General features: G+C 59.0%; 18 protein-coding genes and 1 pseudogene. 13 read left to right on the top strand and 6 right to left on the bottom strand.

What is annotated here, in order from left to right; genetic code table 11:
* Window positions 1–586 precede the first annotated feature (586 nt).
* The 3 genes from ACSQ3O_RS11100 (at window position 587) to ACSQ3O_RS11110 (ending at window position 5,922) form a co-directional block, all read left to right on the top strand.
* Window positions 587–4,843, top strand: coding sequence for an RHS repeat-associated core domain-containing protein (locus tag ACSQ3O_RS11100; protein WP_436141107.1), 4,257 nt, complete (start codon window positions 587–589; stop codon window positions 4,841–4,843).
* Window positions 4,840–5,223, top strand: a complete 384-nt coding sequence (locus ACSQ3O_RS11105) for a hypothetical protein (RefSeq protein ID WP_436138906.1) — start codon at window positions 4,840–4,842, stop codon at window positions 5,221–5,223. Before ACSQ3O_RS11100 ends, ACSQ3O_RS11105 begins: the two co-directional genes overlap by 4 nt.
* Window positions 5,224–5,619: 396 nt before the next feature.
* Window positions 5,620–5,922, top strand: a complete 303-nt coding sequence (locus ACSQ3O_RS11110; RefSeq protein ID WP_436141108.1) for an HNH endonuclease — start codon at window positions 5,620–5,622, stop codon at window positions 5,920–5,922.
* Here the strand turns inward: ACSQ3O_RS11110 and ACSQ3O_RS11115 are convergent.
* The gene (locus tag ACSQ3O_RS11115; RefSeq protein ID WP_436138907.1) at window positions 5,901–6,221 is read right to left on the bottom strand and encodes a hypothetical protein; all 321 of its coding nucleotides are present in this window, start codon (window positions 6,219–6,221) and stop codon (window positions 5,901–5,903) included. The two genes, ACSQ3O_RS11110 and ACSQ3O_RS11115, sit on opposite strands and share 22 nt — an antisense overlap.
* Before the next feature lie 80 nt (window positions 6,222–6,301).
* Between ACSQ3O_RS11115 and ACSQ3O_RS11120 the strand changes: the two genes are divergently transcribed.
* Together ACSQ3O_RS11120 and ACSQ3O_RS11125 are read left to right on the top strand one after the other, a co-directional pair.
* A complete protein-coding gene (locus ACSQ3O_RS11120) occupies window positions 6,302–6,592 on the top strand; it encodes a hypothetical protein (protein ID WP_436138908.1) in 291 nt (96 codons plus the stop codon).
* Window positions 6,589–6,867 (top strand): hypothetical protein, encoded by a 279-nt coding sequence (locus ACSQ3O_RS11125; RefSeq protein ID WP_436138909.1) that lies wholly within the window; start codon window positions 6,589–6,591, stop codon window positions 6,865–6,867. The genes ACSQ3O_RS11120 and ACSQ3O_RS11125 overlap by 4 nt, the downstream gene beginning before the upstream one ends.
* A 556-nt stretch (window positions 6,868–7,423) precedes the next feature.
* On the opposite strand, the gene ACSQ3O_RS11130 is transcribed toward ACSQ3O_RS11125, so the two are convergent.
* The gene (locus tag ACSQ3O_RS11130) at window positions 7,424–8,116 is read right to left on the bottom strand and encodes an SOS response-associated peptidase family protein (protein ID WP_436138910.1); all 693 of its coding nucleotides are present in this window, start codon (window positions 8,114–8,116) and stop codon (window positions 7,424–7,426) included.
* A gap of 36 nt (window positions 8,117–8,152) precedes the next feature.
* Here ACSQ3O_RS11130 and ACSQ3O_RS11135 point away from each other — a divergent pair, with 36 nt between their 5' ends.
* Complete coding sequence (locus ACSQ3O_RS11135) at window positions 8,153–8,602, top strand: LexA family protein (protein WP_436138911.1); 450 nt, start codon at window positions 8,153–8,155, stop codon at window positions 8,600–8,602.
* Window positions 8,603–8,629: 27 nt separating this feature from the next.
* Window positions 8,630–9,427 (top strand): annotated as a pseudogene (locus ACSQ3O_RS11140) (Y-family DNA polymerase); the annotation flags it as partial.
* 231 nt (window positions 9,428–9,658) lie between these two features.
* On the opposite strand, the gene ACSQ3O_RS11145 reads toward ACSQ3O_RS11140, so the two are convergent.
* Together ACSQ3O_RS11145 and ACSQ3O_RS11150 are read right to left on the bottom strand one after the other, a co-directional pair.
* Window positions 9,659–10,096 carry a hypothetical protein gene (locus ACSQ3O_RS11145; RefSeq protein ID WP_436138912.1) on the bottom strand — a complete coding sequence of 146 codons (438 nt, stop codon included), beginning with the start codon at window positions 10,094–10,096 and terminating at the stop codon, window positions 9,659–9,661.
* Window positions 10,097–10,154: 58 nt separating this feature from the next.
* Window positions 10,155–12,107 (bottom strand): hypothetical protein, encoded by a 1,953-nt coding sequence (locus ACSQ3O_RS11150; RefSeq protein ID WP_436138913.1) that lies wholly within the window; start codon window positions 12,105–12,107, stop codon window positions 10,155–10,157.
* A 271-nt stretch (window positions 12,108–12,378) separates the two neighbouring features.
* On the opposite strand from ACSQ3O_RS11150, the gene ACSQ3O_RS11155 reads away from it, so the two are divergent.
* The 6 genes from ACSQ3O_RS11155 (at window position 12,379) to ACSQ3O_RS11180 (ending at window position 18,624) form a co-directional block, all read left to right on the top strand.
* Window positions 12,379–12,711, top strand: a complete 333-nt coding sequence (locus ACSQ3O_RS11155; RefSeq protein WP_436138914.1) for a hypothetical protein — start codon at window positions 12,379–12,381, stop codon at window positions 12,709–12,711.
* A gap of 78 nt (window positions 12,712–12,789) precedes the next feature.
* Entirely contained in the window at window positions 12,790–13,764 is a 975-nt protein-coding gene (locus ACSQ3O_RS11160) for a DUF932 domain-containing protein (RefSeq protein ID WP_436138915.1), read from the top strand.
* 142 nt (window positions 13,765–13,906) lie between these two features.
* On the top strand, window positions 13,907–14,935 hold the full coding sequence (locus tag ACSQ3O_RS11165; RefSeq protein WP_436138916.1) for a YqaJ viral recombinase family protein: 1,029 nt from the start codon (window positions 13,907–13,909) through the stop codon (window positions 14,933–14,935).
* 329 nt (window positions 14,936–15,264) lie between these two features.
* On the top strand, window positions 15,265–16,911 hold the full coding sequence (istA, locus tag ACSQ3O_RS11170; protein ID WP_374258795.1) for an IS21 family transposase: 1,647 nt from the start codon (window positions 15,265–15,267) through the stop codon (window positions 16,909–16,911).
* Between the two features lie 5 nt (window positions 16,912–16,916).
* Window positions 16,917–17,681, top strand: a complete 765-nt coding sequence (gene istB, locus ACSQ3O_RS11175) for an IS21-like element helper ATPase IstB (RefSeq protein ID WP_374258801.1) — start codon at window positions 16,917–16,919, stop codon at window positions 17,679–17,681.
* Between the two features lie 28 nt (window positions 17,682–17,709).
* Window positions 17,710–18,624, top strand: coding sequence for a recombination directionality factor (locus tag ACSQ3O_RS11180; RefSeq protein WP_436141109.1), 915 nt, complete (start codon window positions 17,710–17,712; stop codon window positions 18,622–18,624).
* 56 nt (window positions 18,625–18,680) lie between these two features.
* Here the strand turns inward: ACSQ3O_RS11180 and ACSQ3O_RS11185 are convergent, their stop codons facing one another.
* The gene (locus ACSQ3O_RS11185) at window positions 18,681–21,767 is read right to left on the bottom strand and encodes a type III restriction-modification system endonuclease (protein ID WP_436141110.1); all 3,087 of its coding nucleotides are present in this window, start codon (window positions 21,765–21,767) and stop codon (window positions 18,681–18,683) included.
* Window positions 21,768–21,840: 73 nt separating this feature from the next.
* A complete protein-coding gene (locus ACSQ3O_RS11190; RefSeq protein ID WP_436138917.1) occupies window positions 21,841–24,840 on the bottom strand; it encodes an ATP-binding domain-containing protein in 3,000 nt (999 codons plus the stop codon).
* Window positions 24,841–24,908 lie beyond the last annotated feature (68 nt).

Consider the following 24,908-nt stretch of genomic DNA (forward strand, 5'->3'; position numbering starts at 1 on the left):
TTTACATGCAGCGGGGCTGAATCTCTTGCCTCGTGGCTGCGCGCTCTCTACAGTCTGGCGCACCAAAGGGAGGGAAGAATAAATGCAACGTCTTGAAAAAAGACGCGGTGGCTTGCGTGCGCTCGCAGCCATTGCAGGGGGCTATCTTGCGGTTGTGGGCGCTGTGGCGTTTGGCACGCCAGCAGCCTTTGCGCAAAACCAGCCATTCGCTGCGTCGGCCCCGCTGGGGGCGGCATCAGCGCCCATGCCGCCACGCCTTCTGACCGGCCCCGTCCGGCTAAGGAATCTCACCCGCAATGGTTCGCTTGAGGTGATTTATCCCAACACCTCCCTTACCTCCTGCCCAGCCAATGAAACACTGAAGTACTTCTACTACTGGACCGATACGCCGGAACTGCGAGGCCCGGACTGGTGCGGCGCAGCGGAAGCCAGCGTTGCATCAGGGAACAGGGACCCCTCTCAGCCAACGCACAAGCCTATTTGGCTGGTCAGCTGCTTTCCAGGAGACCACTGGATTTATGCGCACGGATACCTGGACTCACCAGGACAAGCGCCCTTTGTGAGCGACAAACAACGTGAAATCAGCATGGTCTGCACCAGAGAGCTGGACCCGCCAGAATCAACGCCACCACCGCCTTCGGAACCGCCATCACCGCCGCCGCCCACTCTGCCGGATGCCGCTGGCCCGCCTGGATCCTCGGATTCGGGGGGGTGCAAAAAAAGCTCCCACACCTACTCGGGCGGCAGCACACCCAACCCAATCATTCCTGCAACAGGCGACAAGAATCAACCCTTCAGCGACGTCATCGGTCAGGGCCCCCATGCCCTGAACTGGTCGCGCACCTACCGCAGCCTTTACGCCAACAGCCGCGCAACTTATGTACTGCCACTGGTAGGCATGTCGCCCGGGTGGGGCCACAACCACAGCGCCAAGCTCAAACCCGCCGGCAGTGCCCTCAATTGGAGCGACGGCACCGCACAGACCCTCGTCATGGGCAATGGAGACCTGCAGCGGTTCACCTATTCCGCATCCACCGCCACCTGGCAAAACCAGAACGGCAGCAAGAGGCTGCAGACCAATGCCAGCGGCTGGCTCTACACCGATCTGGACGCGGACCGCAAACTGCAGTTTTCTGCCACGGGGCTGCTGCAAAGCGTCACAGGCCGCAACGGTTGGGTGACCACCTATGGCTATGTGCAGATCAACAGCATTCCCATGCTGAAAACGGTGACCAACCAGTTTGGCCGCAAACTGCAGCTCAACTACAACACCAAGGGCCAGCTGGTCTCGGTGGCTGCGGGCAGCAAGGTGCAGGTGAGCTACGAATACGACACATCCGATCGTTTGTTGACGGCGCGCTATGCCGACAACACCACCAACACCTACCTCTACGAACACCCCAGCTACCCCCATGCCCTGACCGGCATCGTGGACGAAAACAACCAGCGTTTCGCCACCTACGCCTATGACGACGTGGGCCGGGCCGTCAGCACCGAGCATGCCGGTGCGGTCGAGCGCTACCAGGTCGGCTACCCCGCCAGCAGCGGTGGGGCCACCACCATCACCGACCCCCTGGGCACGGTGCGCTCTTTCAACTACAGCGCCAGCCTGGGCCAGCTCGCCGTTACCGGCGCAGACAAGCCCGACGGCCTGGGCCTGCGCGACGCCGCCAGCCGCGTACAAAGCCCCCTGGGCCTGGTCACCGCCGAGACGGACTTCCTGGGCACCACCACCAGCTACGCCTGGGACACCGCCCGCCGCCTGCCCACCGCCGTCACCGAAGCCGCAGGCAAACCCGAAGAGCGCACCACCGTCACCAGCTGGCACCCCCAGTGGCGCCTGCCCGTCTCTGTGAGCGAGCCCGGCCGCACCACCAGCTACACCTACGACAGCGCGGGCAACCCCCTCACCCAGACCATCACCGACACCGGTGCGGGCATGGGCAGCGGCATCGCCCGCACCACCAGCTGGACGTACCACCCCTCGGGCCTGGTCGCTACCGAAACCGCCCCCAACGGCGCCGCCACCAGCTACCAGTACGACAGTGCAGGCAACCTCACCAGCAGCACCAACGCCCTGGGCCATGTAGACACCTACACCCACGACACCAACGGCCGCGTGCTCACCCACACCGCGCCCACCGGCCTCGTGACCACCTACACCTATGACGCCCGGGGCCGCATGCTCACTGCCAACCGGGGTGGGCAGACCACCCGGCTCACCTACCGCCCCTCGGGGCAGGTGGCCACCGTCAGGTTGCCCTACGGCCACACCATCACCTACACCTACGACGCCGCCCAGCGCATGACCGGCTGGAGCGACAACCGCAACAACAGCGGCACCTACACCCTGGACGCCATGGGCAACCGCACCCGCGAAGAAGTGCGCAACGCCCAGGGCCAACTTGTGTGGCTGCTGGCGCGCAGCATCAACAGCCTGAACCGCGTGGAAAGCACCACCGTGGGCGGCCAGCAAACCACCACCCATGGCTTTGACGCCAACGGCGAGACCGTGCGCAGCACCAACGGCGCCAACGAATCCACCCACCTGGGCCTGGACGCCTTGCGCCGCATCAAGACCATCACCAACGCTGCCAACGCCACGGCATCCCTGAACTACAACGCCCTGGATGCCGTCACCCAGGCCAGCGACTTCAAAGGCGTAGGCACCACCTACGCCCGCGACGCCCTGGGCAACGCCACCGGCGAATCGAGCCCCGACAGCGGCCTGCAAAGCAGCCAGTACGACGCGCTGGGCCTGCCCAGCACGGTGACCGACGCCCTGGGCCAGGCCACCCACATCGACCGCGACCTGCTGGGCCGCCCCACGCTTATCACCCGGCCGGGCGGCACCACCACCACCCTGCGCTACGACCTGGCGGGCCCCGCCTACAACCAGACCGACCAGCCCAACGCCAGCAAAGGCGCCTTGAGCGAAGTCGTGGACGCCAGCGGCACCATCACCTACCAGCGCGACCACTTCGGCCGCGTCACCGCCAAGACCCAGACCCTGATCAGCGGCACCGCCCGCAGCGTGGGCTATGCCTACGCCGCCAGCGGCCTGCTGGCCAGCACCACCTACCCTGGTGGGCAAGTGCTGCAGCATGTCTACAACAGCACCGGCCTGCTCACCGGCCTGACCTGGGCGGGCCAGAGCCTGGTGAGCAACATCACCTGGAACCCCCTGGGCCAGCCCACCGGCTGGCGCTGGAACCTGCCCGGCGCCACGGCCGCCATCCCGGCCACCCGCAGCTACAACACCGCAGGCCAGCTCACCGCCACAGAGTTCAGCAGCTACCAGTACAACAGCGCAGGCCGCATCACCAGCCTCACGCAAAACCTCTGGAAGCCCGGCAGCACCAACCCGCTGCAAAGCACCCTGGCCCGCGCCGACACCACCTGGACCGTGCAGTACGACACCCTGGGCCGCATCACCCAAATGGGCGACAGCGTGCGCACGACCACCTACCAGTACGACGCCAACGGCAACCGCACGGCCAGCGTGCAGACCACCACAGGCACACCGGCCGCCACCAGCAGCATCAGCCGCGCCTACGGCACCGCCGCAGGCCACAACCGGCTGCTGGGCTTTGAGCAAACCGCCACCGCTGGCGGCAACAGCGCCACCACCAGCGTCAGCTACCAGTACAACGCCGCAGGCGATTTGCTGGGCGATGGCCTGCGCAGCTACGCCTACGACAGCCAGGGCCGCATGGAAAGCGCCACCACGGGCGAAGGGGCCGACGCCCCCAAAACCAAGTACGCCCACAACGCCCTGGGCCAGCGCGTGTTCAAGACCGAGCCGCTGTACAGCGCCGCAGGCAAAGCGGGCAGCGGCAAGAACCTGAACAACCTGTTGGCCGATGACGGTGACGAAGGCAAGGACCCCCAGGGCGAACAGCCCGGCCTCATCCAGCAACTGCTCAACTTCTTCTTCAGCAAACTCTGGAGCCCCGCCACCAGCGATGCCGAAAAGCTGGGCTGGACCTATGTGTACGCAGAAGACGGCAGCCTGCTGGCCGAATACGGTGAAGGCAGCGCCGCCACCTCAGGCAGCGCGCAATACCTCTGGCTGCCCACGGCCAATGGCCCCATGCCCATTGCGGCAGTGGTCAACGGCCAGACGTATGCCGTGCACAGCGACCACCTGAACACCCCCAGAAAACTCACCCAGGCCAATGGACAGGCGGTGTGGCAGTGGGCGTACAGTGCGTTTGGGGATGAGCAGCCGACCACGGCGGCCAAGCGGTTTACGAGTGAGATGACTAACCCGACGACGGGCACGACCAGCTTTCCGGATGTCACGTTCAACCTGCGGTATCCGGGGCAGTACTTTGATAAGGAGACGGGGCTCCATTACAACTACTTCCGCACGTATGCGCCGGGTACGGGGCGGTATACGCAGGGGGACCCCATCGGGCTTAACGGGGGGGGGAATCGGTTTGCCTATGTTGGGGGAAATCCGGTCAGTAGGATTGATCCCCGTGGAAAATTTGCGATTGTGCTCCCCCTTGTACCGATAGTCATTACTGGAGTAGACATTGCTATCGGTGCAGGTTTGGCGGGTGTCGGCTATGGCCTGGATTTAGTTTTTAACAAACCACGGAAGCCGGGAAATGAATCTCGCCCGATTGATGCACCTCCAGGAACTATCCCAATAGATCAAAGTGGGCTCGGCCGAGGTGATATTCACGACATCAAGGATGGCGTTGGTGCCGGTCCGCGTGACTGGACAGGCATCGCTCCAAACGGCGATGTAATAACCAGTGACCCTGACGGGAATGCAATAAACAATGGTCCAGCAGATGGTTATACACAAGGATCCACAGGGTTGTGCAAATGAAAAAAGATTTCTTTCTCTCGTTGCGCCTGAAAAAACAAGATGGTGATCTGAGTTATCTTGCCAATATTTTGGGGCTCAATATCAAAAAAATGTGGAGCAGTGGTGATAGTCTGTCGAATAATAGGGTTGCAAACTATTCCTATTGCGTTTGTGAGATCGAGCAAAGTGAAAATATTGATCTTGGGAAGGCAATTGAAAATATTGTCGTCGCGCTAGTGGCGAAAAATCATGAGATTGAAAATTTCTCGAATGCTGGGGGGTGTTTAAATTTATTTGTCAGTCTCGATTCAAAAGAATTCTCCGGTGCTACGCTTGATAGCGCTCAACTTAAATTAATGGGTGATTTGCGAATATCTTTGGATATAGATAGATTGAATTAAAGCGCAATGGGTCATGCAATGGGGGCGGGTCTTGCCTTTTCGCTAAACCACATAAACCGAAATGAGACCAGTCATCACGTCATCACGTCATCCCGCGCTGGCGCCTATGCCCATCTGCGTGACGCTAGTTGAGAACCGGAATATTGAAGAGGCCCGCACAGCGCGGGCCTTTTTCGTTAGAATTTGACCGTTCGGGTCCGCGACCCCGACCGCGTGAGCTGTATGGCTCCGCATAGCCGGTATAAAGCGTAACGCCCGGCGCCCGCGGCCGAGGCGTGTGCACCGGCGGGAATAGCTTGTTCAACCAAGTCTGTTCCTGCCATGACGAAACTGGCCTCACTTCGCCGCAAGGCATTCCAAGCTCAAAACTGCCGCTGCTACTACTGCCAGCTCCCCATGTGGGATGGTGATGGCGAAGCCGAGTTTGTGGAGCGATTCCACCTCACAGTGGCCCTGGCTCGTCTTCTGCGTGCGACCGCTGAGCACCTGGACGCTCGCCAGGATGGGGGCCGGGACACTGCGGCAAACATCGCTGCAGCGTGCCTTCACTGCAACTCCATGAGGCACAAAGGGCGTCCGTGTTCCGCGCCTTCGCCAGCGCAGTACCGCAAGCGAGTGCAGGCCAGGATCGCGGTGGGCAAGTGGCACCCCGCAATCAAGCACTTGCAGAAGGCTGTTCAGGTGGGCATCTTGTCGTAGTCAGCCAGCGTCATTTCCGTTCCGTCATGGGCCACCAGCACGCCGGCCGTCGTCGCAGACACCTCAACGGGGCGGTCGAAGAACTTGCCTTTCGTATGCGTGTAGCCGGGCAGCGAGGCGCCGCCGTAGAGCTGAGTCAGTTCGAGGTCATCGGCCTGCTTCTGGGTCAGAACCAGTTTCTGTGGGGTGGCCCCGGGGTGCGTCTTCCAGTGCACGCGGAAGGCGTTTGTCACCCGGCGGTGACTTTCAGCCATTCCGGGGTTGTGAGGGGGGAGGTCTATGATGTTTTGGGCTGCCATGTGTCCGATTTTGCCTACGCCGCAGCGGCTGACGGCTTGTTGTGATACTGGTTTTGCATCCAGTGGTGCAGAATCCCAGGATGCCCCTCGATCAGATCGTCCAAACCGCCATCGCCCTGCTGGGCCCGACTGCCATCTGGCTTTCACAGAGCCGGAGCGTGCGGTTCCAGCGCTGGGCCTGCATCGTTGGCCTGGCGAGTCAGCCGTTCTGGTTCTGGGCGGTTTGGGATAGCGGGCAATGGGGTGTTGCTGTGGTGGCGGTGGTGTGCGCTCTAGCCTGGCTCAAGGGGTTGTGGGTGCACTGGATCGCGCCACGTCCACCAGCGGGCGTGGGTACTGTGGCACTGCCACCGGAAAGCAGGCTGAAATGATCGAGTTCGGTGTGGACAACGGGATCCTGGTGAAAATTCGGGGCGACGACATTGCGGCTGGGTCCCACCTGTTGCCGCCAGCTGGCCCTGGCCAATCACCCAAGCTATCGGCCGTGGTGGACACGCCAAATTTAGGCCCCGTGCGCATCACCTACCGCCTGGGAAAGAGCCCGCGCCGAAGGGTGAATCTGTGGTTTTGGACCGCCTTCCATGCCGAGAAAGAGCCGCAGGAATCTGCGCAAATCGTGTCTAACCCAGAAAATTCACCAGAGTGAAAAAAGTACTCTTCAATATGCTCGGGCGTTAGACGATAATCGCGTAAGCTGTTGATTTTAAAGATTTGGCTAACTGCTTTGGGAGCAGAGGGTCGCGAGTTCGAATCCCGCCCTCTCCGCCAATTTTTTATATAAATCAACAACTTACGACGCTTGTTGGTTTCTGACCCACATAAAAACCCACTTAAAATTTTGGGTTGGGTCTATCACACCGTGCACAGCTTTCGCTCCAGATGTCGCGACTGGGCGGGCGATACGACCCACTTTCCTAAAGAGGTCATCGAAAACGCCCTGGCCCATCAACTCAAAGACAAGGCCGAAGGCCGCTTATGCGCGTAGCACGCAATTGGCCAAGCGACGGGAGTCGATGGAGGCTTGGGCGCTGTATTGCTCGACGCCGCAGGTCGGCGTCGAATTGAAAACTTCCAAGTACTCCGGGATCGCCGATCTGATTCGGAAGACGCTACCGCTGCCTCTCGAGCTCGGCCACATCGACCGGGTCGGCGTGTGGCTGCGACTCTAAAATGCGCTGTCAGAGGAAAAATTGCAGACCGTTTCACAAAGAAACCGGCAGTTCTGCTTCGACTGTCGGGTCCAGTGGTCCGTGCTGAAACCGCTCTATCGCAGGCAACTGAATCAACCCATCGGCCAGCTCAACAGCGCCATGTAACCAGGTATCCCAGTCGCCCTTTTCCAGGGGCACAACAGTGCGCTTGTCCTGCAGGTTCGGCGGGCGCTTGGGGTCTGGTCGGTGCATCAGGTTTAGCACCGGTGTGTGATCGCAGTTTTGGGTGATCATGGTGTAGCTGGCCAACACCTCGCCCGTGGCCGGGTCGGTCCATTCACTCCACAGGCCCGCCAGGCCCCAGGGCTCGCCATCGGCGCGTGAGAACTGCCAGGCGATGTGCTTGCCAGTGCCCCAGTACGGTTCGGCGTAGCGTTGCGCCGGGATGATGCAGCGCTGCCCCTTTCGCCATGGCCCCCCGCAAGTCCACGACTTCATCATGCCCTCGCGCCTGGCATTGACGGTGCTCAGGCGCTTGCCGTCCTTGCCCGTTGGAATGTGCGTTTTGGAGTTGGGCTGGATCATGCCCCACTGGCCTACCACCAGTTCGCGCCCTTCGCCTTTGGCACGCAGGAAGGGTCCCCGATAGAGCGGGCTCATCTTGTCGCGCCACTCCGCCTCGGGCACGTCCCCGAAGTGGAGAGCCAACTTGTCGCGGTCAGGAACCTCGTAGTAGGTACACATGGCGGCATTCTGGCAGTCGGTCGCTATACTGTAAATATGCACAGTGTTTTTGATTCCCCCATGCCCGTGCCGTTTGACACGGCGGCGCTGGTGCTCGCATTGCCCATCTGCGGAGTGAGCGTGCGGGCGGGGTTTCCATCGCCAGCAGATGACTTTGTGGTGGATCGGCTAGACATCATGCAATTGCTGGTGAAACACCCGCAGGCCACGTATTTTTGGCGCGTGCGCGGCGACTCTATGCGTGAGGCTGGCATTGATGATGGCAGCATCATCGCGGTGGACCGCGCCGTTCGTCCCAAGCACGGCTGCATAGTGGTGGCGTTGGTGGATGGCGAATGCACGGTGAAGTACCTGCACCAGCGCGCCGGACGCATGAAGCTGAAGGCTGCCAACCCCACCTATCCCGACATCATCCCGCGCGACAGTCAGACCATCGAGGTCTGGGGTGTTGTACGGGGCTGCGTGAAACTGTTCCTCACATCCTAAATTCAGGGCTCTTGCGAGTGCACTGGTATGTATGCCCTTGTTGATGGGAACAACTTCTATGTGAGCTGTGAGCGCGTGTTCCGGCCCAGTCTCAACGGGCGACCCGTGGTGGTGCTGAGCAACAACGACGGCTGCGCCATCGCCCGCAGCAATGAAGCCAAGGCCCTGGGTATCAAGATGGGGGCGCCGTGGCTCCAGATCCGCCATATGGAGGAAACCCACGGCCTGGTAGCGCTGAGTGCGAACTTCACTTTGCACGGCGACATGAGCGACCGGATGATGAGCCTGGCGGCAGGCCTGGGGCCCACGCAAGAAATCTACAGCATCGATGAATCGTTCATCGGCCTGCAGGGCGTGCACGGCGATCTGACCAAGCGCAGCCAGGCCATCCGTAACCGCATCAACCAGTGGGTGGGCATCCCTTGCAGAGTCGGCCTCGGCCAGACCAAGACCCTGGCCAAGCTGGCCAACTACATCGCCAAAACGGCAGAGCGAAAACCAGGCAGCTACCCGACTGAGCTGGCGCAGGTGTGCAACTTGGCCGCCCTGCCAGCCCAGGATCTAGACGACGTGTTGCGGGCCACGCTGGTGGAAGAGGTCTGGGGTGTGGGTCGCAAGATCGCCACGCAGTTGCATGAGGGGGGCGTGCACACCGTGTTGGACCTGGCGCGTTTGGACCCAGCCACCGTGCGCAGGCGCTGGAGCGTCGTGTTAGAGCGCACCGTACGCGAGCTGCAAGGCATGGAGTGCATCGACCTAAACGACGCGCCTGCGCTCAAGAAAGAGATCGCATGCACACGGTCGTTCGGCACGGGGCAGACCGATGGCAGATTCGTCCCGGGGCTTTCCTCCAGCCCTCACCTGGTGAAGAAACACCGCTCGGCGGTTCGGGACGGCGAGAACCACCCTCAAAACTCCTGGCGTTTCCGCGTTGTAGTCGCCTAGCAGACAGCGGCATCCATGGACGTTTGACCGGATTCAGGAAATGCGATCTCCCGACGTAGCCTGCTCGCGATCATTGACACTTTTATCCATTCATATTTTCTTGCGATAGCATTAAATATCTATAACGTCGCCTTCATTTCTATTTTTCAATTGCTGCATTACGTTCGCCGCCTGCTTAAGAGGAGACTCTTTTACAATATCGACTATTAGTGAAAGCGCCGCATCGACTTGCTTGTCATTTCCGCTTAACAACCCGGCGTCAAGCATATTAAAACAGCGATCGAAATTATCTCGCCTTTCAGAAAACGACATTATAAAATAATCGCGCAACAACTGCGATTTTTCTCGTATTTCAGCAATATCAACTTCTGCTTTTTTTTGAATGGCAGTGCGCTTTGTCAACTCTTCTTCTTTGATCTGCAAATACTGTTGCCTTGCGCGAACAACCTCCATGAATCCTTGGGCAATATTTAGCCCATCTTTGCCAGGAACTATTTTTCCGAGCCCCTTCGAAGGTTGAGAGGCAAGGAATTTAGAAGAGTTTTTCATACGCACTCCAAAAATGAACGACGCTGAAGTAGTCTATTCGTGAAAATTCCATGTTTTCTTAATTCTGACAATGCCCATTGTCAAGATCATGCCCTATTGTTAGCGAATCTAATTTCACTGCTGAGAACAAGCTTTTTGCCAATTGAGAAAATTTAGTCCGCTCGCAGTTAAATTTATTATCCGTAACCCACTCCTCACCTTCTATCGCAACCATAGCTTCGGCCCATTTATTCGCAGCCTCAAGTGCGGCATCCTCAACCATGACAACCTCTGCCATGACCTCAATGGAATCCAAAGCCCTTGGCCCACTCCAATGAGCGTAAACAGAGGGATCATATGCATTACCGCAATTTATCAGACAATTCGCTGAGTAGGACATCGTATCGCCCAGAATTTTCTCCAAATTCGCAAACGTGAGCGTATTCAATGTCGTATCAGCTGCCTCGCTCCAAACAAAATTTCCGATTTTCGCATGGCAAGCGGGAGTGATCTTCACATTCAGTGCTCGAATTGTTTTTTGATCGCCATTGTTCAAATAAGCTGCTACCTCGCACCCATCGATCTCATAGGTTCTTACCGCATCATTAGGTTGTATGTATTTTGCAGACCCAGCTATTTTCTCGAAATATGACAAAGACATTCCGATAGAAGCTTTTTGAAAAACTTGATCAATCAGGGATTTTTTACTAGAAACAGATACGGGAACTTCGACGTTTTGAACAGGGGTGGACACCGATTGCTGGAAAGATGGGATGATAGACAGATTATCGAATTTTCTCCCTACCATCCAATACACTGTCACCAGGATTAGCGCCAATGCGCCGATCAGACCAATTGCAAATATTTTTGTATTTACAGCCTCTTCTTTTACAGGGGACTGCTGGACTACTACGCTTTGAGACTCATTGCATTCCGGGCATATTCGAACAAAGGAAGAAATAGCATTGCCACAGCTGAGGCATTTCTTTTGTTCAGAATCAATATTCTCAACATTTACTATCCCTGCTATTTTCGTCTTAAAACCCGGAGAGGCTGCACCCGTACTATCCAGCAATGGCTCCCCAATGACGGCCTTTATAGATTTTCCAAGGTAAATTATTTTTTCAAGTTTTTCTTCTTTAATTTGATTTATTTTCGCCTGATAGTTTCTGCCGCGTAGTTTCACAAGCCAACTTCGCCACCCACTGTCTTTGCGCAAGTGCTTTTCGTAATCCAATTTTATAATGGCAAAACGCTGGACTAATTCAGCGAGAACATATCGAGTTTCATCAATGTTTGATTTTATTGCATCAAGGAGCAATGTTGGGGCATTAAGTTCAGCGATGGCAATATCGACTTCTGCTTTATATTCTTCAGCTTTGGTCAATGCCTCTTCAGCCTTACTAGCAAGTGCATAGCCAGCAATCGCTAGAGCGGGCCCCGCGACTAGCCCACCCAGCACCCAAGTTCCGCCTGCAACGCCCAGCCCTCCGGTTGCTAAGCTACCGCCCCCTAGCCATGCAAGTGTCGCATTTGTTGCAGCTGCGCCCGAGAGGCTCGATATTGCAGTACCAGTAGATGCGCTCGCTAGTAATCCCACAGTCCCATAAGCTCCGAAAGCTCCGGCTGTGCCAGCAGCAATACCCTGCATCGAACCATTACCAACGTCTAAAGCGGATATTCGCGTTAACTCCGTCTCAATAATTTCAACCTCGCGAACATCGATGGAAAGAATATGCTCATCAATGCCCTCAATCGAAGATCTAGCATTTCTTATCTGCTGTACAACATAGCCAAGCGTCTGCTTGAAGACTTGGGTCTTATATTGCCCAAGCCCTTCAAGCTCTGAATTAACATGCTCTCGTCTTTCATCCAACTCTTTTATTTTTTCATCGTAATGACGCTGGGCTTTTTCGCCGATTAGGCGAGCTTTTTCAAGGCTTTTCTTGGCATCAAATCCTTTTTTGAGACCTAGCGCCCCTGTCGCAAGCGAGGCAGCACCTAAAGCTAAAGGAATAAGCGGGAGAACCATTAATTTCCTCCGGGAGGATAAATTATTATTATCCTCAATTAACTTCTCATCTGGAAGCAATCGAGGTCACTGGAAAATCAGTGTAACATTCTATTTCAAAAAAACCACGAGCTCTGCATCTGGAGATTCTTCAGTTACACATATAAGCGTTGCCAACTAGGTAAACGCCCCCCTGACCAACCTCTCGTTGGTCTGATTTCACCCCACCCACAAGCCCGGTGCACGTTCGCGTGCCCCGGGCTTTTTTTGCGTCCATCGCAAGGAGCTTTTCATGACTGTTTGTCCTATCTGCAAATCCACCCACGTGACCACCCGCCAAGTCGGCCGTGATACTGGAAGAACCCTTGGCGGTGTCGCCGGAGCGGCCAGCGGAGCCGCCAGCACCTGGTCCGGTGCCCAGGTCGGCGCGTCCTTCGGGGTGGTCGGTGGACCTGTCGGCATCGCGCTCGGCGGTATCGCCGGTGCCCTGCTGGGCGGTCTGCTCGGCGCGACGGCAGGCTCGGTTGCTGGCAGCCGCTTGGGCGATGTGGTTGACGAGCACTACCTCGGCAACTGCGAATGCCAGAACTGCGGAGCTGTGTTCACCAGCCCCTCCCGTGCTTGATCTGCACCCAGACCTGCAGCTTCCGCTGGAGGCTGCTGCCTTCTCCTCTATTTCCATCTCCATTTCGAAAGAACTCCCATGTCACACCTCATCGAAACCATGGCCCATGTCGACCAGACCCCTTGGCACCAACTGGGCAATGCCCTGCCCAAGAAACAACCCATCGACGTCTGGGCCCAGGCCGCAGGCATGCAATGGCATATCCGGGAGACGCCCGTGCGCTACCTGGCCACTGACGACAGCTCCAACCTATACGGCGAAGCCATGGAGTTCCCCGACCAGAAGGTGCTGTACCGCAGCGATACCAAGGCCCCTTTGTCCGTGGTGTCGGGCCGCTACCAGGTGGTCCAGCCCAAGGAAGTGCTGGAGTTCTACCGGGATCTCACGGAGGTATCCGGCTACGAACTGGAAACCGCCGGTGTCCTCAAGGCCGGACGCAAGTTCTGGGCACTGGCCCGTACCGGGAAGACCTCGGCCCTCAAGGGCAACGATGTGGTCAACGGCTACCTGCTGCTGGCTACTTCCTGCGACGGCAGTCTCGCCACCACCGCCACGCCCACCACGATCCGGGTGGTCTGCAACAACACGCTGTCCATCGCCCTCAGTGGTGCCTCCAGCGCGATCAAGGTGCCTCACAGCACAACCTTCGATGCCCAAGCCGTGAAGAAGCAGTTGGGCATTGCAGTCGCCCAGTGGGACAGCTTCATGTACCGCATGAAGACGCTCTCGGAGCGCAAGGTCAAGAGCCACGAGTCCATGAACTACTTCCTCAAGGTGCTGTGCCAGACGGATGCCCACGCCGACCAGGCCATGGGTCTCACGAACGAGCGTGCCCTCAAGAAGGTGCAGGCCATGTACGAGGGCCAGGGCCGTGGCGCTGAACTGCAGGCAGCCAAAGGCACCGCCTGGGGCCTGTTGTGCGCCGTCACCGAATTCGTGGACCACGAGCGGCGCGCTCGCAGCCAGGAATATCGGCTCGACAGTGCCTGGTTCGGCCAGGGTGCCGCCCTCAAGCAACGCGCGCTGGAACAGGCGCTGCAGTTGGCATCGTGAGTGCCAGGTTCAACGATCCAAAGCGCCGAAGCAAAAGAGCCTTCCTTCCATTCTTTCCACTCCTTCCGCAGCAAAGCCCCGGCCCTTGAATGGGACCGGGGCTTTTTGTTGTGCGGGAGTTTCGATACCTCAAGGAGTCACCATGTCTCATCCCTCTGTTCATACGGCTTCAGTTCCTGTTCCGTCGTCCTCTGCAATCCCCAAGGCACGGCCCGCTTTGAAGCTGGTCAAGACCAACACCCTCAAGCGCGATGATTGGCTGGCAGTCCGTAAGGGCGGTATTGGCAGTTCCGATGCTGCCGCTGCGGTGGGCCTGCATCCCTACAAGTCCCAGCTGCAGCTGTGGATGGAGAAGACTGGGCGTGATGCCGGTCTGCCGGTGGTCGATCCCAATGATGACCAAAGTCCGATGTACTGGGGCACGCTCCTCGAACCCATCGTGGCGGCGCACTACACCCGGCGCACGGGCAACCGGGTGCGGCGCGTCAATGCCGTGCTGCAAAACCCTGAACATCCCTGGATGCTGGCGAACCTCGACCGTGAGGTCATCGGTGCCCCGGATGTCCAGATTCTGGAGTGCAAGACGGCGGGCATCAACGGGGCCAGGCTGTGGCGCGATGGCGTGCCCGAGTATGTGCAGCTGCAGGTCATGCACCAGCTCGCAGTGACCGGCAAACAGGCGGCGGATGTGGCCGTGCTCATGGGGGGACAGGAACTGCAGGTGTTCCGGATCGAACGGGATGCCGAGATGATCGCCCAGCTCATCCAGTTGGAGCAGCAGTTCTGGGGCTATGTGGAGCGGGACCAGGAGCCCCCGGCCGATGGCTCCGACTCTGCGGATCTGGCACTGCGTTGTCTCTATCCCCGGGACAGTGGCACCACGCTGGATCTCTCGACCGATCTGGAGATGTCGGGCGTGTTCTCTGACCTGCTGGCGGTGCGCGAGGTCATCACCACCCAGACCGCACTGGAGGCACAACTCAAGCAACGCATCCAGCAGCGCATGGGCGAAGCTACGCGGGCGGTATTCGAGACCGGGGAAGTGTCCTGGAAGCGCAGCAAGGACGGATCCGTCCTGGACACCGCGCAGTTGCTCAAAGACCGGCCCGAGCTGGCACAGGCCTATTCACTCACCAAGCCGGGCAGTCGGCGGTTTCTGGTGCAGCAGTAGTCGGGCGAGGTAGGCGCCAGAGCTCCCCCCACCATACCCATCAACCACTCACAGCGGACCTCCACCAGATCGGTGCGGGTCCGCTTCTTTTTGTCTTGAAAGGATTCACCATGCTCAAAGGTTTGGCATTGACACCCCCGGTCATTGGCCGGATATCGATTGGCAAAGTCGTGCCCCGGCGGCCACCCAAACTGCCCCACTTATGGCCACCCAAACTGCTCCACCTGGCCGGGGTGAGTTGACCCATTGATTTCGGTGAGTCAGGCGCCTCAGCTCTGACGTGCAGGACGTAACTTCCACCCCCTTGATCACAAGGGGGGATTCACGAGGTGAACGTCTTGAAGCCACATCTACAAACCACGATCTGGACGCTCCTGCGCGCGGGTAACACCCAGCGCGAGATTGAGCGCCGCACCGGCATCTCCCGCCACACCATCCGCGCCTGGGCTAAGCGCTTTGAGGCCCAGGGCGATCCGCCGCCCCCGTCGCCTGACGATTCAAACTGCCCCGGGGTGGCCACCGACCTGGTTGTGCCCCTGGCCAGCCAAACTGCTCCACCCCGGCCACCGGCTTTACTGCTGGCGCCTGCGCCGGCGGCCACCTCGCTGTGTGAGCCCCACCGCGCCTTCATCGAAGCTCAGTTGCGCTTGGGCCGCAATGCCACGGCCATCTACCAGGACCTGGTCGATGCCCACGGCTTTGCTGCACGCTACAACTCCGTCAAACGCTTCGTGGCGCGCATCCGGGTGCGTGAGCCTGAGCAGTTCGACCGCCTGAGCTTCCTGCCCGGCGAGGAGATGCAGGTGGACTTCGGCGAAGGCGCGCCCACCCGCGTGCCCGGCACCGACCGCTGGCGCAAGCCACGCCTGTTCGTGGCCACGCTTCGGTATTCGCGCCGCAGTTTCCGCCGCGTGGTCTGGAATTCTGGCCAACAGGTCTGGGCCGAACTGCACGAACAAGCCTGGCGCTACTTTGGCGGCTCGTGCCGATACGTGGTCCTGGACAACCTCAAGGAAGGCGTGCTCAAGCCCGACCTGTACGAGCCCGAGCTCAACCCCGTGTACGCCGCCACCCTGGCACACTACGAGGTCGTGGCCGACCCGGCGCGGGTACGTGACCCCAACCGCAAGGGCAGTGTCGAGAATGCCATTGGTCACACTCAGGCCACGGCACTCAAGGGCAAGCGCTTCGAGACCATTGAAGAACAGAACACCTACCTGGAGCACTGGGAGACCAAGTGGGCGGCCTCTCGCATCCACGGCTCAGAGCGCCGCCAGGTACAGGCCATGTTCGAAGAAGAGCGGCCCCACCTGCAGCCCTTGCCCACGCTGCCCATGGCGTACTTCCGTGACGAGCAGCGCACCGTGTGCGACGACGGCTGCGTGCGCGTGGCCCATTGCAGCTACGCCGCGCGGCCGGCGCACATTGGCACCAAGGTGCTGGTGCGCATCTTCGAGCGCCGCCTGGAGATTCGCGACCTACAGACCCAGGCCCTGCTGCGCACGCACACCTTGGCCGAGCGGCCAGGCACCGTGGTGCTGCCCATGGACGAGCGCGTCTTCAACCCCTCCCGCGAGACCCTCCACATCCTCAAGCAGGCCGATGCCATCGGCGTGGACGCCGCCCGGCTGTGCCAGATGCTGTTTGCCATCGAAGGCCGTGTGGGCCAGCGCAAGCTGTGGGGCATCGTGCACCTGGCCGACCGCTATCCACGCCAGATGGTCAACACCGCCTGTGCCCAGGCCATCGACGACGGTGTGCACAGCTACCGCCACGTCAAGGCCATCACCGAACGCCTGGTGGCGCAGGCTCTGGCCCAACTCGATGCCGCCCCGACAGCGACGCAGGCCGCACCCGCGAGCACCACGCAAACGCACGACCTCATCCGCAACCCACAGGAGTACGGCGAACTCTTCGCCATGGCCACAGCGGCCACGACACCCGCCATCACACCTCAAGGAGATTTCTTCGCATGACCGCCATGACCCCCCACGACATCGAGGCCACCCTGCGCAAGCTGCGCCTGTCAGGCATGGCTGAGACCCTGCAGACGCGCCTGATGCAGGCCCAGGCCGCTCAGGAGCCCTTTCTGGATACGCTCTCAGCCTTGCTGCAAGACGAACTCGACCGACGCCACAGCAGGCTGATGGCACGTCGCTTCAAGCTCTCCGGCCTGGATGAGAAGCCCTCCCTGGCCGACTTCGACTGGCGCTTCAACCCAAAGCTGCCGCGCGCAGCCTGCTTCGAGTTGCACACCTTGAAGTTCCTCAGCGAAGGCGCCAACGCCCTGATCGTAGGCAAGCCCGGCACCGGCAAGAGCCACATCGCCAAGGCCGTGGCCTACCAAGCCACCTTGCTCGGTCATGACGTGTCCTACATCGAAGCTGACAGCGAGTTCGCTCGCTATGCGCTGGCCGACGCCGACGAGCGCGCCAGTCTGCTCAAGGGCTGGGTGGCGGCCGACTTGCTGGTGCTCGATGACCTGTTCCTGGCAAGGCGCATCAGCGAGCATGCCGCCGAGTTGCTGCAGGCCCTGGTCCACCAGCGTTACAAGCTGCGCCGCTCCATCGTCATCACCTCCAACCGCGTCGTGCAGGACTGGGGTCGCTACCTGGGCGACGCGACCATGGCCACCACCATCCTCGATCGCCTCATGCACCGCTGCGCCATGCTGGAGTTCGAGGGCAAGAGCTACAGGCTCAAAGAGGCTGCTGCACGCCTGATCATCACCTCAGACCCCGCATAATCACCCCGTCCTGCCTGGAGCAGTTTGACTGGCCAACAGTGGAGCAGTTTGGGGTGGCCATCGGGGAGTCGTGGAGAAGAACGGTAAGCGCTTGCCGGAGAAGGATGACGAATTCACCATCACCAGCCAGGTGCAGAACCGCGATGGATGGGTGAACCATCCGCTCGATGAGCAGTTGCGCAAGGACAAGAGCACCAAGCTGCGCAGCATTCCGGTGCGCCTGCTGTTTGACGATCCAGACCTGAGTCTGCGGGCGAACTACACGATGTTCGACCGGTCCACCGGACGGCCCCTGTGCGTGGGCAATGGGGAGACCTGCAAGCGGGCCACCCTATCCGGGATGCAGAGCTTTGCATGCCCGTCACCACAGGCATGCCCTCTGGCCGAAGGCGGCAACTGCAAGCCCTATGGACGCCTGAATGTGCGTATCGACGTGGAGGGAGCCGGGAGTGATGAACTGGGCAGCTTTGTGCTGCGCACCACCGGGTTCAACAGCATCCGCACGCTCTCGGCCCGGCTGCGCTACTTCCATGCGGCGTCGGGTGGCTTGTTGTCCACATTGCCGCTGGAGCTACGTTTGCGCGGGAAGTCCACCACGCTGTCGCACCGCGCGCCGATCTACTACGTGGACCTGTCGCTCAGGGCGGAGACAACGCTGGCGCAGGCCATCACGAGTGCCCGGGTCGAATGGGAGGCACGCAAAGCGGCGGGGATGGACCAGGCGGCACTGGATGAAGCGGCCAGGGCCGGGTTTGCGCTTGGGGAGCTTGAGGAATCCGAGGAAGATGGGGCTGCCGTGGTGGAGGAGTTTTATCCGACCAACGTAGAAGGCCAGGACATCGGTGACTATGGTCGCGATAATCGGGGCAAGCCGGATTTGGTTGAGAAGCTGAGGATGAAGGCCACCAAGAATCAATTTCCTGCGGCTGATAGTTCAGCATGAAGAGACGCACCACACGGACCCCTTACGAGGGTCCGTGTGGTGGCAAAGAATGTTGCTTAAGTCTTTAGAGGTCGCTCGACGTCCAGCACGCCATCCACATTCCTGAACTTGCCATAGATCGCCGGGTTTTCACCCACCGCCAGCGCCTTGAAGTGCGCCGCGCCGCATTTGATCTTTCCGCTCTCCAGGTCACGCAGGTCGTCATCGAACAGGCTGCTTTTGGTTTCCACGACAAAGTACAGGCGCTCCTGACCATCGCGCTCCACCAGCACCGCCCAGTCGGGGTTGTACGTTCCCAATGGCGTAGGCACCTTGAACCAGCCTGGCAGCTTGGCATAGACCTTAATGGCCTCATTGCGCTCCAACGCCTCGGCGAAATCACGCTCGACCGTTGAGTCATACACCACGTGTTCGTAAACCGATTTCGTGGTGTCCTGCACCAGGTTCTTCAGGTAGCCCGTCAGCTCTTCGGTCTCGAAAAGCTCCTGGGCATAGAAATGCTCATCGCCAAGTCGCTGGTACTTGATGCCGTCCACCAACGCCTGCCGCTTGCACCGGTTGATGGCATCGGCAGCCAACTCGATGAACTGTTGCGGGTTGCGTTTGAAGTCGTTCAGTCGCGTGCTTTCGGTCAGGATGCGAGCAATTGTTTTGCGGGTTAGGTGTGTCCGATCCTGCAGCTCCGTCAGAACGTCAGGCAGTTCAATGTCACCCTCATTCAAGGTGATCGAATCAGACACTGAAAGCAGGGACGCATCGACGCCAGCCTTGTTAATCGCCATGCCGGCCTTTTTCCATTGCAGCCGTGTCTTGGCAACGGGAGGGACGTCGTTCAAGGCTTCAATGCAGCGTTCGATCAGCTTCTCGTTGTCAAACTGCACCCGGTACGTGGTTTTGTGTTTGATGCGATCCCACAGGGCGCGGAATTCTGGGCTGATGAGCACCGACTTACGCACGGCAATCTGCTTGCGATCATCGGCGTTCTTGACTTCCAGCTTGCCAGAAAGCTTCTTGAGCACCGCGACGACTTGTTGACGTTGTGCCTCGAACTCATTGGGCAACGACAGGGTGCCATCCTTCAGCGCAGTTTTTAACGTGTCCTGCACCTTACCCTTGTCGTTGATGTAGCCCTGTGCCTTCAGGTGTGCCCACAAGGTCTTGGAGGCCTCAAAGCCCATTGGCTGTAAGTCACCGGCAGCTTGCACCACTGCAATGCCAGCGAACTCGTGGTCTTGCACCACGCCAAACAGAATCCCGGTGTCTTTCTCGATGTCTTTCTGCAGGTTTTCGGCGAACTGCTCATAGCTTTCGGTGGCGATCACCGTCAGCGTGTTGACCTCAAATCCGCGCAACCGCTCACCCTTTTGGTTCACGCACAGCCGCAAGCCTCGGCCAATCGTCTGCCTGCGCCAACGCTCGGTTTCGCGGGTGGAGAAATTGCAAATCTGGAAGACGTTGGGGTTGTCCCAGCCTTCCTTCAGGGCAGAGTGCGAGAAGATGAACTTCAATGGCGACTCAAAGCTCAGCAGCTTTTCCTTGTCGCGCATGATGAGGTTGTAGGTGTCATCGTCAGCCGCTGTGCTGCCACTGGTGTCCTTGACCATCTCCACCGTTTTGCCACCGATCTTTTTCTTGTCGATGGAGAAGTAGCCGTTGTGCACCTCGTGGGCGGCCATGCTCAGGTCCACCTCGGTGAACAGGCTTTGGTAGTCGGGGTGACGTGCCCAGCGTTTGTATTCTTCCTCGAACATCAAGGCGTAGTCCCCCTTCACCGGGTTGCCTTGGTCGTCGTACTGCCGGTATTTCGCCACCTCGTCGATGAAGAACAGGCTCAGCACCTTCACCCCCAGCGGGCGCAGCCGTTTTTCCTTGTCCAGGTGCTCCTTGATGGTGCGGCGGATCATTTCGCGTTGGATGGCACTGGCGTCGACATCGCCCCAGGCTTCACCCACCCGCAGGTACACCTCGCTGCCAGGCACTTTCAGCTCCAGGTACTGATCGCCCTTAGCGGTACGGATCTCACCAATACGGATGTCGGCGTACAGCGGGCGGCCCGTCTCCTGTTCCAGGTCAAAACCGTCTTGCACTGTGATGACATCACGACGCACCACACCGGCTGCGTTCTCACGATCCACTTCGATGCTGGCCGTGATGACGCCGCGCTTATTGCTGACCACCAGCAGCTTGACGTAGGGCTTGTTGTTGCCCCCTTGCACCGTGGCTGCAGCCACCTCGATCTGCTTCACCAGCCGCTGCTCATACGCATCCACGGCATCCAAGCGGTACACCATGTTGTGCTTGTCAACGTGCGTAGCCGAATAGCGCAAGGTGCAAAGGGGTGACATGTGGGCCAAGGCCTTCTTGCCTTTGCCGTCAATGCCGCCGTCCACGCTCTGCGGCTCATCCACGATCAAGATGGGTTGAGTGCCGCGAATGAGGTCGATGGGGCGCTCTCCGCCCGTTTTCTCACTGGCGCGGTACATCTTGTTCTTGGACTTTTCCCGGCGTTTGGCCTCGTCCGACTCTTCTGCCAGCGCGGCAGCTTCATCCCCGAACTTATTGATGGCGCCGACCGTGATGACCATGATCTGAATGTTCGGGCTGGTCGCAAAGTTACGCACCTGGCCGAGCTTGTCCGAGTCGTACTGGAAGAACTCGTAGCCTTTGGCACCGGGGTACAGAGCCTCGAAGTGCTCACGGGTGATCTGCAGTGTCTTGTTCACCCCCTCTTTGATAGCGACCGATGGCACCACAACCACGAACTTCGTGAAGCCATACCGCTGGTTCAACTCGAACACGGTTCGCAAGTACACGTAGGTCTTGCCCGTGCCGGTCTCCATCTCCACGGTGAAGTCCAGCGGCAGGGACGCCGACAAAGGCTGAGACGGTGGCAGGCCATTGCGAAGCTGAACCTGTTGCAGGTTGGCATTCAGCTCTTCATCGACCACCAGTTGCAGCGCATTGCCAATGCCGCCACTTTCGGTGAAGTGCTTGCCCTCAAAGCTCTGCTGAGCGTCCCCACCCAGCGCCTGTGCGGTGACCGTGAAAACCGAGCGGCAGACCTCCTGACCACGGAACAGGTCACACACAGCCTCGATGGCCTCCCTTTGGTAAGGCAGGTCGGATTCAAAATGCAGCTTCATGTTCATGCCACGCTCTGGTCAACGCGTACTTGCGAGGGCCGGAGTCGAATTCTTGTGAAGATTGTCTTGCGCGTCATGGACGCCCCGCCAAGTCTTGATAGACGGCACGCACTTCGGCCAGCTGCGGCGCCAAGGTCTTGGTTCCAGACAGCAGTACAAGGTTTTGTCGTGCGCGCGTGATACCTACGTACAGACGATTGATATGCGACGCGTTACTGAGGTCGTATTGGTCAACACCAGCCAACAGCACTACGTCGAACTCCAGCCCCTTGGAGTTCGCCACATCAGCGAAATGGCGAACATGCCGCCGGGCCAGATTTACCTTCTCTGAAAGCTCCGCCTCAACCATGCGTTCACGAAGCTCTACTTCTAGGCGCTTGTAGACCTTTGCGGCTGTCACAGAGTCGGGGAACAGCACAGCCACGGTTTGGTATCGCTTAGCAGAGACCAAAGCCTCAAGAATGCGTGCGTCCATGAGTTCATCTGTCTCGCACACTTGAATACGCGGACGTATCAGGGTCGCACCTTGTTGTTTGGCCTTGTCGGCCAACGCGGGCGGCGGAGGTTCCCCGCCTTGCAAGACGGCACGGAAGCTGGCGCTGAACAGGGCCAATCCTGGCGCTTCGGCTTGGCGAAGGTTTTCGGTCAGCTTCACATGAGGCACAGGTTGGCCTGGGAAACAGGCCTTCAGATCAATGCTGCTGCCATGGTGCAGCTTTTGTGCGATATCTCCCACGACCGTTACCGCTCGGTACTTGGGGTTCGCCTGCTCGACCATCAGAAAGACCTGCTGTTCAGTGAAGTCTTGAACCTCGTCCACAAACACGGCTTGATAGAACGTGGGTTCCTGCAGCTGCCTCAATCCACCTTGTTTCAGGCCTCGGCCCATCAAATGGCTCAAGCACAGCAGGAGGTCAATGTCTTCGTCTGCCAACTTGAACTTGCTCAGCTGCGCATAGAGTCGCTGGGCAAGGTCAGCATCCGGGAACATGCCTGCGGACGACTGCAATGCAGCAAGGTATTGGTCGGCTACGCTCGCCAGCGGCTGCAGCAGTTTGCGGCGTACAACACGTCGAAATACAGCGTCTGGTGTGCTGTTTCGCGGTTGACCGGGTCCTGGCGGCTCTCCCGCGCCATCTGCTTCTTCTTCGGCCAGCTCTTCTTCGGCCTTCTCATCCATCACAGGCAACAACGGTAGCTTGGCGCGGCCCCAGCCCAGCATTCGCGGTAAGCGGTGCAAGGCTCCGTCCACGGGTGCATAAATCAGCTCCGTGGCCTCGGGCAGCAGTCGCATGAAAAGGTGATTCACGTCAGACGCCACTGCATAAACATTCTTGCCTGATGGCTCGCGGGCGATCACTTTGCCGGACGCCATCAGCGCCCTTGTCTCGTCCGACCAAGCCAAAGGCTCGCCAGTCGTCGTCAGCAATTGCAATGAGGCGTCGATAGGTCCATTTGCATCAAGGAAGACCAAACGCTGACCCGATGCAAAGTACAGCGCAGCTTTGTGCTCCACCAGCTTTCGTGCCAAGGCGTTCTCATCTGGAGCGAACAGAGTTTTGTCATCCACACGGGTCCAAATCACTTTGGCCCCCATTACCCGCTTGCGAACGTCCTCGACTTTGTTCAGTAGCCGAGTTGCGAGGCGATCCAGAGCAAATGCGCCTTGACGCGGGGGCTGAGCCAGTTCGTTTGCCACTTCTTGGAGGTCGTGTTGCAAGTGTTCAAGCGCAACTTTGGCAACCCGCACCACCTTGGCACGGACATCCGGTTCAAAGGGCTCTGCCAACTCCATTGTGTTGGGCAATGCTGCGATCAATTGAGTTGAAATTTGCCTGGCTATGGCTTGGTCTGCGGCGTGCAACCACGCCATGGTTGACGCTGCATGCGCATTGCGTGCTTCGGTGTATCCAACCCATCGTCGCCCCGGAACCGAGCTGCGGGTCAGGCTGCGATGTTCACGAAGCCGGGTCTGCAGCTCCTTGTATTCATGCACAGGAAGATTGGGCAAGTCGATACGGCGACAGGTCTCTTGCAGGTATTGAATCAACTCGCCCGTGCGAACAAAGCCGACACAACTCTCTTGCGAGAACTGCCCCGCAAAGTCTGCAGACCAGTAATCTTGGTCTTGCCCCACCACATCACGGAACAGCTGTTCATCCGTGACGCTTGCCGCGTTGAAGGTGGTCAGCATCTTCGTGCGACCCAGTGCCGCTGAAGTCTTGCCGGAGCCGGCAATACCTTCTACGAACATCGCACCCACAGGCGAACGCGCGATGATCTGGTTTTGTTCAATGGTCTGGTGAGTGAAGAAACGCTCGCTCAGGCCAAAGTACTCTTCTTGCTTGACCGGGGGTTCATCAGGATTCCAGTCTTCGTCGCCATCAATCTCCAGCTCGGTTTCAGCGTCGTCTGCTTCTTCCACAACGGTGAACTCCGCAATCTGGACTTCAGCAGGCGGCAGTTCAATGACTGGTTCTGGTGTGGCGGCGGGGGCGACTGGTCGGACTTCTGCTGGCTGCTCAGCTTCGGTCGGCACCGACGGCTTGGCTGGCTTCTTCTTGCCGATGAAGGCCCGCAAATCGGTAACAGCATCCTTGCCGTCGTCGCCCAAGATGCCCATGTGCAAGAAGTTGCGCACATTGGGCTCAAAGTCCGGGCCTCCGAAGCGGTCAAATGAACGAACTTCGATGATGCGGTAGTCGCCCCAAAGCTTGCTTCGGCCTTCGTAGCCAGGCTGAAAAATGGTGGCGACCCGCCCCACGGGGGAGTGGGGCGTACAGTAGCCAGATGCTTGGTTTGGGTAAACAGCTTCAGTGGGGCTAAGGCGAAATTCCAGCCGCCCTTTCAGCTCAGTGTCGATAACAACCGTCTTTGCATAGGCACTGCGGCGAAGCTGTTTGTACAAAGGGGCGCTAGAGTGAGAAACATATCCGCGGGTATCTGCAAAGCCGCCGAGCGCGTCAAGGTTTTGATCCTCGTAGATCATCCGGTCGGCGTAGTCGATCACGCCTTCCAAAATGGCAATCTCTTCCGCGCTGTAGGCGCGCTTATTCTTGTCGCTCAGAGCCATGTTTCTTCCCTTGCTTTAGTCTCTAGTTTTTTGTCGTCAAAAGGCCGTTCTGCGAATGGCGTCGGTGG

Origin of the sequence: Acidovorax sp. LjRoot74, assembly GCF_964254355.1 — a bacterium.
Classification (GTDB): Bacteria; Pseudomonadota; Gammaproteobacteria; order Burkholderiales; family Burkholderiaceae_C; genus Acidovorax.

Coding starts and splice junctions, on each gene's coding strand:
- istB (WP_374258801.1), top strand. CDS start 16,917: ATGACCCCCCACGACATCGAGGCCACCCTGCGCAAGCTGCGCCTGTCA.
- ACSQ3O_RS11100 (WP_436141107.1), top strand. CDS start 587: ATGGTCTGCACCAGAGAGCTGGACCCGCCAGAATCAACGCCACCACCG.
- ACSQ3O_RS11185 (WP_436141110.1), bottom strand. CDS start 21,767: ATGAAGCTGCATTTTGAATCCGACCTGCCTTACCAAAGGGAGGCCATC.
- ACSQ3O_RS11145 (WP_436138912.1), bottom strand. CDS start 10,096: ATGAAAAACTCTTCTAAATTCCTTGCCTCTCAACCTTCGAAGGGGCTC.
- ACSQ3O_RS11155 (WP_436138914.1), top strand. CDS start 12,379: ATGACTGTTTGTCCTATCTGCAAATCCACCCACGTGACCACCCGCCAA.
- ACSQ3O_RS11110 (WP_436141108.1), top strand. CDS start 5,620: ATGTGGGATGGTGATGGCGAAGCCGAGTTTGTGGAGCGATTCCACCTC.
- ACSQ3O_RS11190 (WP_436138917.1), bottom strand. CDS start 24,840: ATGGCTCTGAGCGACAAGAATAAGCGCGCCTACAGCGCGGAAGAGATT.
- ACSQ3O_RS11115 (WP_436138907.1), bottom strand. CDS start 6,221: ATGGCAGCCCAAAACATCATAGACCTCCCCCCTCACAACCCCGGAATG.
- ACSQ3O_RS11165 (WP_436138916.1), top strand. CDS start 13,907: ATGTCTCATCCCTCTGTTCATACGGCTTCAGTTCCTGTTCCGTCGTCC.
- ACSQ3O_RS11150 (WP_436138913.1), bottom strand. CDS start 12,107: ATGGTTCTCCCGCTTATTCCTTTAGCTTTAGGTGCTGCCTCGCTTGCG.
- ACSQ3O_RS11125 (WP_436138909.1), top strand. CDS start 6,589: ATGATCGAGTTCGGTGTGGACAACGGGATCCTGGTGAAAATTCGGGGC.
- ACSQ3O_RS11135 (WP_436138911.1), top strand. CDS start 8,153: ATGCACAGTGTTTTTGATTCCCCCATGCCCGTGCCGTTTGACACGGCG.
- ACSQ3O_RS11130 (WP_436138910.1), bottom strand. CDS start 8,116: ATGTGTACCTACTACGAGGTTCCTGACCGCGACAAGTTGGCTCTCCAC.
- ACSQ3O_RS11120 (WP_436138908.1), top strand. CDS start 6,302: ATGCCCCTCGATCAGATCGTCCAAACCGCCATCGCCCTGCTGGGCCCG.
- ACSQ3O_RS11105 (WP_436138906.1), top strand. CDS start 4,840: ATGAAAAAAGATTTCTTTCTCTCGTTGCGCCTGAAAAAACAAGATGGT.
- ACSQ3O_RS11160 (WP_436138915.1), top strand. CDS start 12,790: ATGTCACACCTCATCGAAACCATGGCCCATGTCGACCAGACCCCTTGG.